Origin of the sequence: Neorhizobium alkalisoli, assembly GCF_002968635.1 — a bacterium.
Lineage (GTDB): Bacteria > Pseudomonadota > Alphaproteobacteria > Rhizobiales > Rhizobiaceae > Neorhizobium > Neorhizobium alkalisoli.
Map to the genome: position 1 here is coordinate 206,231 of NZ_PVBN01000008.1, position 16,336 is coordinate 222,566.

A 16,336-nucleotide genomic window follows, 5' to 3' on the forward strand; every position below is an offset into this window, starting at 1 on the left:
CGAGCCGGGTCTGGCGAGCAGGACCGGCGCTCCTTGAAGCCGCGGCCGGTCTCACAAGGTTCCGGCGATGTGCTCATGAAAACGAACGGCTGTCTGGGCACCGCCGCCACGATATGAAGGTTTAAAAATGCAGGTTACCGAAACGCTCGCTGAAGGGCTGAAGCGCGAAATCAAGGTCGTTATCCCGAAGAAGGATATGGAGGCCGAACTGAACGTTCGCCTCGCCGACGCCAAGGACAAGGTCCGCATCAACGGTTTCCGTCCGGGCAAGGTGCCGCTTCCGCATCTCAAGAAGATGTACGGCAAGTCGATCATGGCCGACCTCGTCAACGAGATCGTTCGCGAACGCCCGACCAAGATCCTCTCGGAGCGCGGCGAAAAGTCGGCGACGCAGCCGTCGGTCGCCATGACCGAGGATGAGGCCGAAGCCGAAAAGATCCTGAATGCTCAGGCCGATTTCGAGTTCACGCTCTCCTATGAAGTCATTCCGCCGATCGAGCTGAAGCCGACCAGCGGTCTGTCCGTCGTGCGCGAGGTGGTGGAAGTCACCGAAGAGGAAGTCACCGAGCAGATCGAAAAGATCGCCGAAAGCGCCCGCACCTTCGAAGCCAAGAAGGGCAAGGCCGCCGATGGCGACCGCGTCACCATGAACTATCTCGGCAAGGTCGACGGCGAAGCCTTTGATGGCGGCGCTGCCGAGGACGCCGAGCTGGTTCTCGGTTCGGGCCGCTTCATTCCGGGCTTCGAAGATCAGCTCGTCGGTGTCAAGGCCGGCGACGAAAAGCAGATCACCGTGACCTTCCCGGCTGACTATCCGGCCGCCAACCTGGCCGGCAAGGACGCCACCTTCGACATCACTGTCAAGGAGGTCGCCGCACCGGCACCCATCGAAATCAACGACGAACTTGCCTCCAAGCTCGGCATCGAATCCGTCGACCGTCTCAAGGAGATCGTCCGCGGCCAGATCGAAAGCCAGTACGGCAGCGTCACCCGCCAGAAGGTGAAGCGTCAGATCCTCGACCAGCTCGACGAACTCTACAAGTTCGACACCCCGCAGGGCCTCGTCGATGCCGAGTTCGAAAATATCTGGCGTCAGATCAACACCGATCTGCAGCAGTCCGGCAAGACCTTCGCGGATGAAGACACCACCGAGGAAGATGCTCGCACCGAATACCGCAAGCTCGCCGAGCGTCGCGTTCGCCTGGGTCTCGTTCTCTCCGAAATCGGCGAAAAGGCTGGCGTCGAAGTGACCGAGGAAGAGATGCAGCGTGCCCTTTACGCTCAGCTTCAGCAGTTCCCAGGCCAGCAGAAGGAAATCCTCGATTTCTTCCGCAACACCCCCGGCGCTTCCGCTTCGCTCCGCGCTCCGATCTTCGAAGAGAAGGTCGTGGACAAGCTGCTCTCCGAAATCAAGGTCACCGACAAGACCGTGACGAAGGAAGAGCTGATGGCCGAAGAAGAGGCCGAGTCCGCTGAAAAGCCGGCCAAGAAGAAGGCTGCTCCGAAGAAGGCTGCCAAGGCCGAAGCGGCTGACGAAGCCGGCGAAGGTGAGGAAGCTGCCGCTCCGAAGAAGAAGGCTGCTCCGAAGAAGAAGGCCGCTGAAGACAGCGCCGAATAAGCTTCGCATTGAATGTGTAGAAAAGCCGGGTCGGCGACGATCCGGCTTTTTTGTTGCGACAACCTCCAAAGTTCTCCGCCATGATCCGCATCGAAAACATCAGCAAATCGAATAGCCATCGCATTCTCTTTATCGAAGCCTCGGCTGCGTTGAACCGGGGTGAAAAGATCGGACTCGTCGGCCCGAACGGTGCCGGCAAGACCACGCTTTTCCGAATGATCACCGGTCAGGAAGTCCCCGACGAGGGACAGGTCACGGTCGAAAAGCACGTCACCATCGGCTATTTCAGCCAGGATGTCGGCGAAATGTCCGGCCGCAGCGCCGCGACCGAGGTGATGGACGGGGCAGGGCCTGTGAGCGAGGTCGCTGCCGAACTCCGCGAACTCGAAGCCGCCATGGTTGATCCGGACCGCATGGACGAGATGGATCAGATCATCGAACGTTATGGCGAAGTCCAGGCGCGCTACGAGGAACTAGACGGATACGGACTCGAGGGTCGCGCTCGCGAGGTGCTCGCCGGATTGAGCTTTACGCAGGAAATGATGGACGGCGATGTCGGCAAGCTTTCGGGCGGCTGGAAGATGCGCGTGGCGCTCGCCCGCATCCTGCTCATGCGCCCTGATGTCATGCTGCTCGACGAGCCGAGCAACCATCTCGATCTCGAGAGCCTGATTTGGCTCGAGTCCTTCCTCAAGGGCTACGACGGTGCGCTGCTGATGACCTCGCACGACCGGGAGTTCATGAACCGCATCGTCACCAAGATCATCGAGATCGATGCCGGATCCTTGACCACCTATTCCGGCGATTACGCCTTTTATGAACAGCAGCGGGCGCAGAACGAAAAGCAGCAGCAGGCGCAGTTCGAGCGCCAGCAGGCCATGCTTGCCAAGGAAATCAAGTTCATCGAGCGCTTCAAGGCTCGTGCATCCCATGCCGCGCAAGTGCAAAGCCGCGTCAAAAAACTGGACAAGATCGAGCGCGTCGAACCGCCGAAACGCCGGCAGGCGGTGGCATTCGAATTCCAGCCAGCGCCGCGTTCCGGCGAAGACGTCGTAAACCTCAAGGGCGTTCACAAGAAGTACGGCAGCCGCTCGATCTACGAAGGGCTGGATTTCATGGTCCGCCGCAAGGAGCGCTGGTGCATCATGGGCATCAATGGTGCCGGCAAGTCGACCCTCTTGAAGCTGGTGGCCGGTACGGCGGAGCCTGATGACGGCAATGTCACCGTGGGTGCCAGCGTCAAGATGGGTTATTTCGCCCAGCATGCCATGGATGTCCTCGACGGAGAGCTGACGGTCTTCGAATGGCTGGAGGCCGAGTTTCCGCGGGCCGGGCAGGGGGCGCTGCGGACGCTGGCCGGCTGCTTCGGCTTTTCCGGCGACGACGTGGAAAAGAAGTGTCGGGTGCTTTCGGGCGGCGAAAAGGCACGGCTGGTGATGGCCGCCATGCTCTTCGATCCGCCGAATTTCCTGGTCCTCGACGAGCCCACCAACCACCTCGACCTCGATACAAAGGAAATGCTGATCAAGGCGCTGTCCGATTATGAGGGCACGATGCTCTTCGTTTCGCACGACCGGCATTTCCTTGCCGAGCTTTCAAACCGTGTTCTCGAACTCACACCCGAGGGTATCCATCGCTATGACGGCGGATACACGGAATATGTCGAACGGACCGGTTACGAAGCGCCTGGCCTGAGGTCCTGACGGGATCAGAGAACCAGGTGGCGAACGGCATATCGGAGTTGCTCTCATTTGCAGCGGGCGGCCGGTCATGAATGGTTAACGTCCGGTTGCTAGGTTCCGCGGCGCCACGAGGGGACGATATGCGAAACTCCTATCCGCTATACCTGATGACCGCCATCGTCACTCCTTGGTTGGCCGCTTGCCAGGGGGATCTCAGTCCCCTGACGTCGAGCATTCGCTTGGACGGATTGCAATCCGGGATTATTTCGCCGGTGACGAATGCCGGGAGCCAGTCACCGCCACCACCCCCGCCTGTTGCGCCCACGGCGGTAGCTTCCGTTGCTCCGGCCTCGCAGTGCGCGCCGGATGTCGTCCAAAAGCTGCTGACGCCCGCATCCACGGATTCTTCCGCTGTCAAGCTGAACTGCAGCGTCCAATTATCTGCCAATGCTGCGGTGACACGACAGGTCGTCTTCGAGGGCAGCACCGCAAGCGGGGCCATCCTTGATTGCGCTGGCGGCACTCTCGGAGGGCGAGGCGAAAAGGGTGATCGGGAATCGCTCATTGTCAAATCGAATAGGACCGGGGACAGCTGGGGTCGGCCGGTGGGCGTGACCATCAAGAACTGCAGGATAACCGGCGGCATACGTGTCTATGGCCTCGGAAGAAACGGTGAAGCAGGCCCTGTCAAACAGTCGTCAATGAACGCTGATCATACGAAATTTGCGCAACTTGCAGCTCCCAGCAAGGTCGCTTTCGATCGCGTCCATATCGTCGGATCAGGCGGAGTGCCATTCTACATCAGTCCGGGGGTGACCAATGTTACCTTGTCGAATTCAACGATCGAAGGAACGTCGACGAGCGCGGCGATCTATCTCGATGCCGAATCTGCTGGCGCCAAAATCGTCGACAATGTCTTCAATATCAAAACCGAAGGTCGCGAGCTTATTGCCGTGGACGGCTCCGCTTACAACGAAATTTCCGGGAACAAGTTCGGCAACGTGAGGAACGGCGGCATCTTCGCCTACAGGAATTGCGGCGAGGGTGGTACGATCAGGCATCAAACTCCCCAGTTCAACAGGATCCAGGGCAATACCTTCACCTTCTCGGGGCGCGCAAATGCTCCTGCTGTCTGGCTGAATTCCAGAAACGGCAACAGGTCCTATTGTTTCTCCGATCCTGGTCACCCGTTCGGCAGCAGCTTGAGCCCGATGGATTTTGCACAAAACAACGTGGTTGAAGGAAACGTCGCCACGAGCGCGGGAAGCGAAGCCTTCAGGAACAGCGATCCGACAAATCGCATTTCCGGCAACAGCGAATGAGGGTCTGAGGTGAGGGAGCCCATCCTCAGGTTCTCGAATATCGTGACCCCAAGCCCCAGCTTCGACGTTTGCAACATGCCCGCTGGTTGGTTTGGGCAGAGTTTTAGGATTCTGGCGTGCCCGCGATGCAGGGCTAACCGCGACTGCCGTTTGGCTTCATCGCTGGACTTACCTCCAGCTGTTGCCGGGGTTGATTTTGCGCCGTCTCGCTGTCTTGGCTGCTTATCTTGAGCAAGGCTCCGAATCCGACAATCGTCGCCAGAATAAGGGAGCCAATGATCTCATATCGAGGCATTCCGAACCGGTTGGCCATGGTTGTAACTCCTGATGAAGTTACTTACGCGCGTATTTGAAAAATGTTCCCGATCCAACCCGCCGGACTGCTCCGGCGATCCGGCGGTGCGCACCCTTCCTGACGATCTTTCTTGATAACCGACCGCAGCGCATCCATGCTGCGCGTGAGCGTTAAACGCTGCTCCAGCCGGCGCAGCTGTTGATGTGCAGCCGGCACGCCCCTGGCGTGGATGGGAGGACAAAATGGTTACTTCTACCGTCGAGTTGCGCAATGTCGCCGGGACGGAAGCGGCGTTGGGATGGGCAGGCGATCATACGGTGGTCGTTGACCGTCCGGAGGGAAAAGCCGGCGGCAAGGGTCTCGGCTTCAACGGCGCCCAGCTTTTGGGTCTCGCAATCGGCGGCTGTTATTGCAATGACCTCCGCTATGCGGCGCATGAAATGGGTGTTGCACTGGGTGATATCGAAGTGACGGTGACCGTTGCGCTGGATGGCGTGCCGTTTTTGGCAACAGGCGCCGAGCTCGCCGTCCGCTGCGAAACCGCGGATGGATCGGATGCGCGCCTCGTCATAGATAGGGCGTGGCAAGTCTGTACCGTCGCCAACTCGCTCCGGCTCGGCATCCCGGTCAATATCGTCTCCCCTGCGTAGCACGAGACTGCGCTGCCGCGAGGCTAGGGTCGACATCTGGCATCACACCTTGCTCCGGCAGCTCGCCTCGGCCGAATCGACAGGCCCCGCACGACCCGCAACCACCTCGCCCAAATAGGCCTATGACCGCCCCTCGGCACCTAACGGAACCTCTTGCCGGGCAATCCTGTTATTGCGGTCAGGGCATGCAGGAGGCCAGAAGATGCCGCTGCTGATCAGCTATATCATTATCCGGGTTTCGATCGGTTTTGCCTTGGGCGCTGCCACGGCAATCGCGATCCTCCTCCAATGGTTCTTAACCGATGCGACGTCTCTGGGGCCGCTTGAGATGTGGCTCGTGATTTACGGATTCGGTTCCGTTTTCGGGCTCGGCTATCTGGCGACCTCGCTGGCGCTGGATGCCGACGACGACGACGACGGCGCGTGAAGCCGCTTGCGCCGTCGCCGACTGATGCAGCCCTAACCGGCCTGCTGCATTTCAGCGGCCGCGGCATTGTCTTTTTCCGATGCGCGCTGATAGGCCTGCCGTGTCGAAAGTCTTCCAAAGTATTGCTCGAAAGCCGGCCGCTTCTCGATCGAGCCGAACTGCAGACCCCAACCGATCTGGGCGCCGACATATACATCCGCGGCGGTGAACGTCTCGCCGGCGATATACGTATGGGCGCCGACGGCCATCTCCAGCGTGTCCATCACGTCCCGGAAGCTGCCGTAACCGACCATTCGCTCCCGCTCCGGCGGAACTTCAAAACCAAGCGCTCTATTGCTGACGGCGGCTTCCAGCGGACCGGCGGCGAAGAACATCCAGCGGTAGTAGTCGGCGCGTTCTGCCGGAGAGGGTGCCAGGCCCGCCTGTGGAAAAGCATCGGCGAGATAGGCGCAGATTGCAGCACACTCCGTCACGACGGTTTTTCCATGCACAATCGTTGGCACCTTGCCCATGGGATTGACCGCCTTGTAGGCCTCACCCTTCATCGTCGTGCCGAAGTGAAGGATTTCGACCCGATAGGGCGCGCCCACTTCTTCCAGCATCCAGCGGGCGATGCGGCCGCGAGACATCGGGTTGGTGTAGAATACCAGTTCTTCCGTCATGACGTCCTCCTCTTGGTTTCGCGAGTGCTACGGCGACCGCCTTGCGGAATCAAGCCCGGCAACAGCAGAACTTCAGAGTGGTTTGCGATACTGAATGAAGCCGGAAGCCTGGGCTACGCGATCGTAGAGCCGCCGGGCGGTCGCATTGCCCTCGTGGGTAAGCCAATAAAGACGTCCGGCCTTTTTCTGCCGCGCCAGCTCGGCGACGGCTTCGATCAGCGCTTCGCCCGTGCCTCGGCCGCGTTGACCGGCGTCGACATAAAGATCCTGCAGATAGCACGTCCACTCAGGCAGCCAGCACGAACGGTGAAATATGACATGCGCAATGCCCACCATCCGGCCGCGCTCGTCGAAGGCGCCGAGTGCATGCATCGGCTCGTCTGGATCGTTGAGGCGGCTCCAGGTGAGATCGTACTGCTCTTTCGAGAGCACGGTTTCATAAAAATAGAGATAGGCCTCCCAGAGCGGCTCCCAGGAGGCACGGTCGGAAGGTTCGAGAGGTCGAACGGCAGTCGTCATGGCTCACTTCCTCAAAAAGAAACGGCGGGAATTGCTTCCCGCCGTTTTTACCGGATTTTGAAGGTTCAGGCAGCCATGGCCTTCTTGAGATTGTCATCGATCTTGTCGAGGAAAGCGGTGGTGGAGAGCCACGGCTGGTCCGGGCCGATCAGGAGGGCGAGGTCCTTCGTCATGAAGCCGGATTCGACGGTGTCGACGCAGACCTTTTCGAGCGTCGAGGCGAACTTCGCGAGTTCGGCATTGTCGTCGAGTTTCGCGCGGTGCGCGAGGCCGCGGGTCCAGGCGAAGATCGAGGCGATCGAGTTCGTCGAGGTCTCCTGGCCCTTCTGATGCTGGCGGTAGTGGCGGGTGACCGTGCCGTGGGCGGCTTCGGCTTCCACCGTCTTGCCATCAGGGGTGAGCAGGACCGAGGTCATCAGGCCGAGCGAGCCGAAGCCTTGGGCAACCGTGTCGGACTGCACGTCGCCATCGTAGTTCTTGCAGGCCCAGACGTAGCCGCCGGACCACTTCAGGGCCGAGGCGACCATGTCGTCAATCAGGCGGTGTTCGTAGGTGATGCCGATTTCGTCGAACTGCGCCTTGAATTCGTTCTGGTAGACTTCTTCGAAGATATCCTTGAAGCGGCCGTCATAGGCCTTGAGGATGGTGTTCTTGGTCGACAGATAGACCGGCCACTTACGCATCAGGCCGTACATCATCGAAGCGCGGGCGAATTCGCGGATCGACTCGTCGAGGTTGTACATGGCCATCGCCACGCCGGCACCGGGCGCATCGAACACTTCCTTTTCGATCACCTGGCCGTCCTCGCCGACGAACTTGATCGTCAGCTTGCCCTTGCCGGGGAACTTGAAGTCGGTGGCGCGGTACTGATCGCCGAAGGCATGGCGGCCGACGACGATCGGCTTGGTCCAACCGGGAACGAGGCGGGGCACGTTCTTGCAGATGATCGGCTCGCGGAAGATGACGCCGCCGAGAATGTTGCGGATCGTGCCGTTCGGGCTCTTCCACATCTGCTTGAGGCCGAATTCCGTCACGCGGGCTTCGTCCGGCGTGATGGTGGCGCACTTGATGCCGACGCCGTGCTTCTTGATGGCGTTTGCCGCGTCGACGGTGACCTGATCGTTGGTGGCGTCGCGGTTTTCGACCGAAAGGTCATAATATTCGATGTCGAGATCGAGATAGGGAAGGATCAGCTTGTCCTTGATGAGCTGCCAGATGATGCGGGTCATCTCGTCGCCGTCGAGATCGACGACCGGGTTTGCTACCTTGATCTTTTGCATGGAATTCCTCTTGGACGTAGGAGGGATATTTGATCCCCAAAGGTGGACACCAGTGGTGTGCGCTATAGCACCGCCGGACCGGAACGCAAAGGCATTCAGCCCGCGTCATGCGGCTTTTCGCGCCAGAAATCGTCTCGCATTCCGATTGGCGGACAATTGTCCTTGCCAAACCACAAACCGGGTTTAATGTCCCGAAAAATCCCACTCGAACAACTGGATTCCTCCCATGCGGATCTTGCCGCTCGCTATCGCTTTTTCGCTGACCTCCACCTTGGCCGTGGCGGCTGACGCCACCGATCCGGTCAAGGAAGTCATGAAGGTCACTGAGGACAACTGGAATACGGTCGATAGCGAGTGGAAATATATCTTCGACGCAGACTCGCTGAAGCGGCTGTTCAGCAAGAGGTTCCAGACGGCTTACGCGGAAGCGGCGAAGCATCCGGCCTACGAAACTGAAAACAACCAGCCGGGCGATCCCTTCGGTTATGACGTCGTGACCGCCTCCCAGGACGGCTGTCCGCTGCAGGATATCAAGATGACGACGGCGCCCGGCGCCAACGGGGTCACCGACGTGACGGTGACGTTCAAGCAATGGACCTGCGTCGATGACGCCCAGATCAAGGACAGCATCAGCGAAGTCCATTTCGATGTGATCGGCGAGGACGGCAAGTCGGTCATCGACGATATCCACCGCGTGGCGGAAGGCGAAAAGGACTCCGTCGTCGAGGAAATGCAGTCGATCGCCAAGGGCGAGTAACCCCCGGCGGGTTCGACAGTTTGAACCACTGCAATATATGAACCTTCGCAGGTCTGCTCTGCTTTTGCGGCGCGAAGGGGTGCTGATGAGATTTCCTTCAAGATTGGCCGATCGGCTGCTGGCTCATGACCCGGCGCTGTCGAGAGTGCGCATGGGCGCGCGCGTGACGCTGACCATTCTCGGCTCGGTCGCCTGTCTGGCGGCGTTTCATGCCGCAATCATGCCGTTGCCTCCGATCGCGTACGGACTGGCGATCATCCTGTCGATCGAGGGCGGGGTTGCCGTGCGGGACCGGTTGCCGGGCGACCAGTTGAAGACCCGGCTGCTCGGCTGCCTCGCAAGTCTGGCATCCGTCGCGACGGCTGCCTTGCTGGAGGACTACCGGATAGTCTCGGACGTCGTATTCCTCTGCGTGATTCTGGCCGCGACCCTTGCGCGTATCTATGGGCCGAGGGGCTTTGCGATCGGCATGTTCGCCTTCACGTCCTATTTCATCGGCGCCTATCTCAGGCCGCAGCTCGCGGAGCTGCCGCTTGCGGCGGTCGGCCCTCTGGTCGCCGTCATCATGGGGCACGTCATTCGAACCTACGTCCTGCGGGACGATCGCAAGCGCGACCTCCTCCACGCGCTCGTGGCGGTTCAGGGTCGGTCCGATGATGTTCTGGCAAAGCTCGAACTGCTTGCCGCGGCCGGACGGTGGACGGAGGCCGACAGGACGGAGCTGCGGAGGCGTGAGGAGCGGCTGAAGGACGTGGTCCTGATGGCCGAAAGTTATCTGCCGGTCTCGCAGGAGGAGCGGGAAGGCAAGGGGGCTGACGACGATGTCGCGACGCCTGTCGCCATGGCGATCTTCGACGTCCATCTCGCCGCTGAAAGCGCTCTTGTGCTTTCGCTGGAAAGCCTGCCGCCCGCAGGCCTGGTGGAGGCGGTGCTGAACGGGGACGATGCGCGGGTCAGATACTACACTGGCGAACCGGGCGACGAGGACCATCCGCCGCAGTCGGAAAGCCTTCGCGCCTTCGCCTGGCTTCACGAAGCGCGCAGGTCGCTCGTCAAAGAGGTCGAAAAGGCGCGGCAGGAGGGTTTTGCTTTTCTCGCTTCGCTGCCACAGCCCCCAAAACCTGCCGCAATCGACTTTTCCTTCAAGAACCCCCAGGTCCGCGCCGCCCTTCAGATCACGCTGGCGTCCGGCATCGCAATGGTGTTTGGCCTGATGCTTTCGCGCGACCGCTGGTTCTGGTCGGTGCTCACCGCCTTCCTGATCTTCACGAATACCAAGTCGCGCGGCGATACGGCGATAAGGGCAATCCAGCGATCGATCGGGACGTTGCTCGGAATTACGATCGGCCTCGGCCTTGCGACACTGCTGGCGGGGCATCCGCTGCCGGCCATGGGTCTGGCGGCTACGGGAGTCTTCCTGGCCTTCTATTACCTGCAGGCTTCCTACGCGATGATGAGCTTCTTCATCTCGATCGTGCTTTGCCTGATCTATGGACTTATCGGGCAGCTCACCTTCGATCTTCTGCGGCTGCGCATCGAGGAAACGCTGATCGGCGCGGCAGCAGGCACCGCGGTGGCGTTCCTCATCTTTTCTGCGCCAACGCGGTCGACGGTCGATCTGGCACTGGCGCGCTGGTACGGTTCCCTGCGTGAACTGCTTGAAGCCGGCAGGGCGGGCGGGGGCGGGATGCAGGCGATCGAACTCTCCCGTAAGCTCGACGCCGCCTATCGAGAGCTCACGGTCGCTGCCCGCCCGCTCGGCAGCAGCTGGTCGCTTGTCACCAAGCCTGGCCGCATCCGCCAGACACTGGCGATTTTTCTCGCCTCCACCTATTGGGCGCGGGTGTTCGCCCGCAATCTGGCTTTAACCGGAAAGACACCGGAGCCTGAGGTACTGGAGGCTATCGAGACCACGCTCAAAACGGCGGAACGTGCCGCTGGTCGTGGATCGGAGTGCTTTTCGATGCCAAGGCAGGCGAGGCGAGCCGGAGGGCGGCATCTGCCGATCTTCCGGCATGGCTCGCGGCTTGGCGTCGAAATGGTCGGTAATCTGCTCGATCGCCTTTATCCGCAGCCATAACGCCCTTGCCGATCACCGTGCAGCTGGTTTATTCCCCGCCAATGATCATCGGAAGGGCATCATGTCAGGTACCAATAGCGAGCGAGAACTGATTGCCGAAGGACCGGCGATCGTGCTGGTGGAGCCGCAGCTTGGCGAGAACATCGGGATGGTTGCCCGCGCCATGGCGAATTTCGGCCTGGCGGAGCTGCGCATTGTCAATCCTCGCGATGGCTGGCCGAGCGAAAAGGCGCGCTCCGCAGCCGCCAAGGCCGATCATGTGATCGACGGAACCAAGGTTTACGAGACGCTGGAAGAGGCGATCAAGGATCTCAATTTCGTCTATGCGACGACGGCCCGCGAGCGGTACGGTTTCAAGCCCGTGCGTTCTCCGGTGGTGGCGGCTGAGACATTGCGCACCAGGTTCAGGGCAGGGGAAAAGACCGGCGTTCTCTTCGGTCGCGAGCGCTGGGGGTTGACCAATGAGGAAGTCGCGCTTGCCGATGAGATCGTCACCTTTCCCGTCAACCCGGCCTTCGCATCGCTCAATATCGCCCAGGCGGTGCTGCTGATGTCCTACGAATGGATGAAATCCGGACTGGACGACCTCAGCGAGACAATCTTCCAGCCTGTCGAGCAGCGGCCCTCTACGAAGGAACAGGTTTTCGGCCTGTTCGAGCATCTGGAGGAGGCTCTCGATGCCCGCGGATATTTTCATCCGCCCGCGAAAAAGCCCAAAATGATCGACAATCTCCGCGCCGTCATCTCGCGGAGGGGATTTACGGAACAGGAGATCAGCGTGTTCCGGGGCGTCATCAATTCGCTCGACCGTTTTCCGCGCCGATGGCCGAAGCAGAACAAGGTGGGCGAGCCGGGAGAGGCTCCAGGGGAGACGGCAGGGAATGACGCAGACGAATGAGTTGAAGCCGGTGCTGATGTTCGATTCGGGCATCGGCGGGCTGACGGTGCTGCGCGAGGCGCGCGTGCTGATGCCGGAGCGCGGCTTCATCTACGTGGCGGACGATGCCGGTTTTCCCTATGGCGATTGGGAGGAAGCCGCGCTGAAGGAGCGGGTTATCGCGCTCTTTGCCAAGCTTCTCCAGGAATACGATCCCGAAGTTTGCGTGATCTCCTGCAACACCGCCTTCACGCTTGCTGGTGCGGACCTCCGCTCGACCTTTCCGAATATGACCTTTGTCGGGACGGTGCCGGCGATCAAGCCGGCGGCGGAGCGCACGCGCTCCGGTCTCGTTTCCGTTCTCGCCACCCCCGGCACGGTGAAGCGCGCCTATACCCGCGATCTCATCCAGTCGTTTGCCACGCAATGCCACGTGCGTCTGGTCGGCTCCCAGAATCTTGCCCGCATGGCCGAGGCCTATATCCGGGGCGAGACGATATCAGACGAGGCGGTGATGGCGGAGATTGCTCCCTGTTTCGTGGAGAAGGACGGCGGCAAGACCGACATCGTCGTTCTTGCCTGCACGCACTACCCGTTTATGGCCAATGTGTTCCGGCGCTTGTCGCCTTGGCCAGTCGATTGGCTTGATCCGGCCGAGGCGATCGCAAGGCAGGCCCGTCGGAAGGTGCCCCTGGTCGATGGCGCCGAGCATCCCGACAGCTATGATTTCGCGGTCTTCACCTCGGGCAATCCTGATTTCGCCACGAGGCGGCTGATGCAAGGATTTGGCCTGAAGGCCTGAGCGCCATCGAGCGATGTGACTTTTTTATCACGTTTTCTTTGTGATGATTGCAATTCGCGATTGTGCGCTTGCTCATCGGGAGATCTCGTGTATTATCTACCTATTCCGCAAAACGAACACAGGAGGCGTGAAATGAAGTCTATTCCCATGTTTATGCGCCTTTCTGGCGGAACGGCTATTGTGGCCTCGGTGTATCGCACATCGACGCCGGCCGGCATGTGCTCCCAGGCCGTATAAGTCTGGATTTCCGCCGTTTTGGCACTTTCTCCTATTGATCTGACGTGACCGGCTGACGAAGCGATTTATCGCGTTTCCTCGTCCGCATCCGCACGTCTTTCTTCATCTCAGAGGACCTGGTTGCGACATGCGCCGGGACGGAAAATCATGCGTGAATCACAATTTTTGGTTGCTGATACCCTTTCGGCTGCGGTTCATGACCTCTGCCGCGAACATGGCGTCTGGAAGACTGCCCGTGCACTGCTCCTGGCAGCCTGGAGACGTCGCCAAGAAGAAAACCGGATCTCCGATCTCTCCAATCGGATGCGCCGCGATGTCGGTTTCCCCGAACTCGAGGACGACCGCGGAAATGTGCGGTTCATCCTTTGGGATATCCGGCTGTGAAAGGGCTGAGATGGGTCTCCGGCGGGCTTTCCGCCGGGGATCCACGCGAGGATTCTGTGTCTGGAACTGAACGAATGACGGCCGTCTTCCGCAAACTTTGCCGTGACGATATGCCGGCTGCTGCGCGCGTCCACCGTGCTTCCTTCGACGAGCGGCTGCCCTGGCTGGCTCAGCGTCACACGCCGGGGGAGGATCGAGGATACTGGAGCGGGCACCTCTTCGCGACTTGCGACATCTGGGGTGCCGAAAGGGATGGAGCCTTGCTTGGCGTTGTCGCCTTCCGCGAGGACTGGATCGACCAGCTCTATATCCTGCCGGGAGCGCAGGGGCAGGGGATCGGCTCCCGGTTGCTGGATCTGGCCAAAGAAACCCATCCGCAGCTTTTTCTTTGGACCTTCCAGCGCAACACCGCAGCGCGCGATTTTTATGAAACGCGCGGCTTTGTGGCAATCAGGCAGACCGATGGCGCGGCCAACGAGGAAAAGGAGCCGGACGTGCTCTATCGCTGGCGTTCCGAAACTCGATAAAACACCGCTTGCAAAGCGAAAAAATCGGTGGCTTGCTCGGCTCCTTCCATGGAGGAGTTTCGTATGTCGCTTGAACACTGGCTCGCTTTCGTGGCCGCTTCGTCCATCCTGCTCGCCATTCCAGGGCCGACGATCCTGCTTGTCATCTCCTATGCGCTGAGCCATGGCCGCAAAGTTGCGACCGCGACGGTCGCAGGCGTCGCGCTCGGTGACTTCACCGCAATGACGGCTTCGATGCTGGGCCTCGGCGCCGTGCTTGCGACATCGGCAACGCTCTTCACCGTTCTGAAATGGGTGGGCGCTGCCTATCTCATCTATCTCGGTATCAAGCTCTGGCGAGCGCCGGTTTCCGACCGTGCAGCCGAGGTCGACGAGGCGGAGGCGGCATCCGCAAAACCCGTCAGGATCTTCCTTCATACCTATGTCGTAACGGCGCTGAACCCGAAGAGCATCGTCTTCTTCGTCGCCTTTTTGCCGCAGTTCCTCGACCTGAGCCGGCCGCTCTTCTTTCAGATGGCTGTCTTCGAGGTCACCTTCCTGGTTCTCGCAACGCTCAACGCAGCGCTCTATGGCCTGCTCGCTGCCATGGCCCGCAACACGATCCGCAAGCCGAAAGTCCAGCGAATCGTCAATCGCACCGGCGGCTCGCTGATGATCGGCGCGGGCCTGCTTTCGGCCAGCTTCAAGCGCGCCACGGCATGAGCATCTCAAGGGAGGACAACGAATGCTGACTGGACGTTGCCATTGCGGCGAGACCGTCTTCGAGATCGATGGTGAATTGCCCCAGGCGTTGACGCGCTGCACCTGTACTTTCTGCTCCCGGCGCGGCACGCTCTATGCCTATTACGAGCCGAAGCAACTGCGTGTCACGGCCGATCCCGGGAGCGACAGAATCTATCGCTGGAATTCGAAGCTGGTGGCGCATCATTTTTGCGGCACCTGCGGCTGCGGGACCTATAGCGACAGTCCGGATTTCCAGCTCGACGGCACCTGGGACGGCAAGACGCGCCGCATCGGTGTGAATGCCAGGCTGTTCGACGATTTCGATGCCGAGGAATGGCCACACACGGTGATCGACGGCAGAAACCTCTGGTAGGAGAGCGACATGAGCGAAATGACCATTCTAGCCTTTGCGATCGTCGCCTTCATCGGCATCGCGACGCCAGGGCCGACAGTGCTTCTCGCGCTGACCAACGGTTCCCGTTACGGGTTGCGCCGGGCTTTGCCCGGCATGGCCGGCGCCATGCTCTCCGATTTCGTTCTGATCGGCGCCGTGGCACTGGGATTGGGCGCGCTGCTTGCGGCCTCCGAATTCTGGTTCACGGTCGTCAAGTGGTTGGGCGCGGGATATCTGACTTTTCTAGGCATCATGCTTCTCCGTTCCAAGGGGTCACTTGACGTTACGGAAGCTGCTGTCGCGTCAGGTGCCGGCTCTTCCGCCTCGATCTTCCTCAAGAGTCTCCTTGTCGCGGTGACGAACCCCAAGGGTTACCTCTTCTTCTCGGCCTTCCTGCCGCAATTCATCGTGTCCGATGCGCCGCAGGTGCCGCAATATGCCTTGCTCGCCGTGGTATTCGCGTCGATCGATTTTGCCGTGATGTTTGCCTATGCGCTGCTCGGTTCGAAGGCCGTGCATCTACTCAAGAAGAAAGGCGCGCTCTGGCTCGACCGGGCTTGCGGCGGCGCGCTTCTGGCGCTCGCGGGATCGCTCGCGCTTTATCGGCGCGCGGCTTCATAAGCTTCGTAAAGGGAGAAGGTAATGACGAGACCGATCAAATCCGTCCGGCCGTTCCTGATGTTTCAAGGCAATACCTGCGAGGAGGCGATAACCTTTTATACGTCGGTTCTGCCCGAAAGCCGGATCGTCGATATCAAGCGTTATGGACCGGGAGAGATGGGCGCGGAAGGCAGCGTGTATCGCGCCACCTTCGAGCTTGCCGGCCAGCTGGTGGACTGCATCGACAGTCCCGCCAAGCACGCTTTCGAGTTCACGCCGTCCTTTTCCTTCTTCGTGGAATGCGCAAAGGCAGAAGAACTCGACCGGTTGGCTGCGGCACTCAGCGAGGGCGGAGCGTTCCTGATGCCGGTCGACAATTACGGCTTCAGCCGGAGATTCTGCTGGGTGAACGACCGTTTCGGCGTCTCCTGGCAGCTCAATTTCGAATAGCTGCAAACCCTGTGCATTTTCGCACTTGTCCGGCGAAACGAATCCCGATC

18 protein-coding genes are annotated in these 16,336 nt (G+C 60.3%); 15 read left to right on the forward strand and 3 right to left on the reverse strand.

Features of this window, described 5'->3' with window-relative positions; translation table 11 throughout:
* The first annotated feature begins 127 nt into the window (after positions 1 to 127).
* From tig to C5L13_RS18570, 5 genes are all read left to right on the forward strand, one after another.
* Positions 128 to 1,618, forward strand: a complete 1,491-nt coding sequence (gene tig / locus C5L13_RS18540; protein WP_105384742.1) for a trigger factor — start codon at positions 128 to 130, stop codon at positions 1,616 to 1,618.
* Positions 1,619 to 1,698: 80 nt separating this feature from the next.
* Complete coding sequence (locus C5L13_RS18545; RefSeq protein WP_105384743.1) at positions 1,699 to 3,321, forward strand: ABC-F family ATP-binding cassette domain-containing protein; 1,623 nt, start codon at positions 1,699 to 1,701, stop codon at positions 3,319 to 3,321.
* Between the two features lie 146 nt (positions 3,322 to 3,467).
* The gene (locus C5L13_RS29630; RefSeq protein ID WP_407070447.1) at positions 3,468 to 4,622 is read left to right on the forward strand and encodes a right-handed parallel beta-helix repeat-containing protein; all 1,155 of its coding nucleotides are present in this window, start codon (positions 3,468 to 3,470) and stop codon (positions 4,620 to 4,622) included.
* Positions 4,623 to 5,159: 537 nt separating this feature from the next.
* Complete coding sequence (locus tag C5L13_RS18565; RefSeq protein ID WP_105384747.1) at positions 5,160 to 5,567, forward strand: OsmC family protein; 408 nt, start codon at positions 5,160 to 5,162, stop codon at positions 5,565 to 5,567.
* A 202-nt stretch (positions 5,568 to 5,769) separates the two neighbouring features.
* Entirely contained in the window at positions 5,770 to 5,994 is a 225-nt protein-coding gene (locus C5L13_RS18570; RefSeq protein WP_105384748.1) for a hypothetical protein, read from the forward strand.
* A gap of 32 nt (positions 5,995 to 6,026) precedes the next feature.
* On the opposite strand, the gene C5L13_RS18575 is transcribed toward C5L13_RS18570, so the two are convergent.
* From C5L13_RS18575 to C5L13_RS18585, 3 genes are all read right to left on the reverse strand, one after another.
* Positions 6,027 to 6,656 carry a glutathione S-transferase family protein gene (locus C5L13_RS18575; RefSeq protein ID WP_105384749.1) on the reverse strand — a complete coding sequence of 210 codons (630 nt, stop codon included), beginning with the start codon at positions 6,654 to 6,656 and terminating at the stop codon, positions 6,027 to 6,029.
* Positions 6,657 to 6,728: 72 nt separating this feature from the next.
* On the reverse strand, positions 6,729 to 7,175 hold the full coding sequence (locus tag C5L13_RS18580) for a GNAT family N-acetyltransferase (RefSeq protein WP_105384750.1): 447 nt from the start codon (positions 7,173 to 7,175) through the stop codon (positions 6,729 to 6,731).
* A gap of 65 nt (positions 7,176 to 7,240) precedes the next feature.
* Positions 7,241 to 8,455, reverse strand: a complete 1,215-nt coding sequence (locus C5L13_RS18585; protein ID WP_105384751.1) for an NADP-dependent isocitrate dehydrogenase — start codon at positions 8,453 to 8,455, stop codon at positions 7,241 to 7,243.
* Between the two features lie 226 nt (positions 8,456 to 8,681).
* Between C5L13_RS18585 and C5L13_RS18590 the strand changes: the two genes are divergently transcribed.
* The 10 genes from C5L13_RS18590 to C5L13_RS18635 all read left to right on the forward strand — a co-directional run bounded on the left by C5L13_RS18590 (position 8,682) and on the right by C5L13_RS18635 (position 16,286).
* Complete coding sequence (locus C5L13_RS18590; RefSeq protein WP_105384752.1) at positions 8,682 to 9,212, forward strand: hypothetical protein; 531 nt, start codon at positions 8,682 to 8,684, stop codon at positions 9,210 to 9,212.
* Between the two features lie 85 nt (positions 9,213 to 9,297).
* Positions 9,298 to 11,292: an FUSC family protein gene (locus C5L13_RS18595; RefSeq protein ID WP_105384813.1), complete on the forward strand. Its 1,995-nt coding sequence runs from the start codon at positions 9,298 to 9,300 to the stop codon at positions 11,290 to 11,292.
* Between the two features lie 61 nt (positions 11,293 to 11,353).
* Entirely contained in the window at positions 11,354 to 12,190 is an 837-nt protein-coding gene (locus C5L13_RS18600) for an RNA methyltransferase (RefSeq protein ID WP_105384753.1), read from the forward strand.
* A complete protein-coding gene (murI, locus tag C5L13_RS18605; protein ID WP_105384754.1) occupies positions 12,174 to 12,971 on the forward strand; it encodes a glutamate racemase in 798 nt (265 codons plus the stop codon). The genes C5L13_RS18600 and murI overlap by 17 nt, the downstream gene beginning before the upstream one ends.
* 384 nt (positions 12,972 to 13,355) lie before the next feature.
* A complete protein-coding gene (locus C5L13_RS18610) occupies positions 13,356 to 13,592 on the forward strand; it encodes a DUF1127 domain-containing protein (protein ID WP_105384755.1) in 237 nt (78 codons plus the stop codon).
* A gap of 74 nt (positions 13,593 to 13,666) precedes the next feature.
* Positions 13,667 to 14,119, forward strand: coding sequence for a GNAT family N-acetyltransferase (locus tag C5L13_RS18615; protein ID WP_105384756.1), 453 nt, complete (start codon positions 13,667 to 13,669; stop codon positions 14,117 to 14,119).
* Positions 14,120 to 14,182: 63 nt separating this feature from the next.
* On the forward strand, positions 14,183 to 14,821 hold the full coding sequence (locus C5L13_RS18620) for a LysE family translocator (RefSeq protein ID WP_105384757.1): 639 nt from the start codon (positions 14,183 to 14,185) through the stop codon (positions 14,819 to 14,821).
* Positions 14,822 to 14,843: 22 nt separating this feature from the next.
* Positions 14,844 to 15,215, forward strand: a complete 372-nt coding sequence (locus tag C5L13_RS18625) for a GFA family protein (RefSeq protein ID WP_105384758.1) — start codon at positions 14,844 to 14,846, stop codon at positions 15,213 to 15,215.
* Between the two features lie 9 nt (positions 15,216 to 15,224).
* Positions 15,225 to 15,857 (forward strand): LysE family translocator, encoded by a 633-nt coding sequence (locus C5L13_RS18630; RefSeq protein ID WP_105384759.1) that lies wholly within the window; start codon positions 15,225 to 15,227, stop codon positions 15,855 to 15,857.
* A 21-nt stretch (positions 15,858 to 15,878) separates the two neighbouring features.
* A complete protein-coding gene (locus C5L13_RS18635; protein ID WP_205836852.1) occupies positions 15,879 to 16,286 on the forward strand; it encodes a VOC family protein in 408 nt (135 codons plus the stop codon).
* Positions 16,287 to 16,336 lie beyond the last annotated feature (50 nt).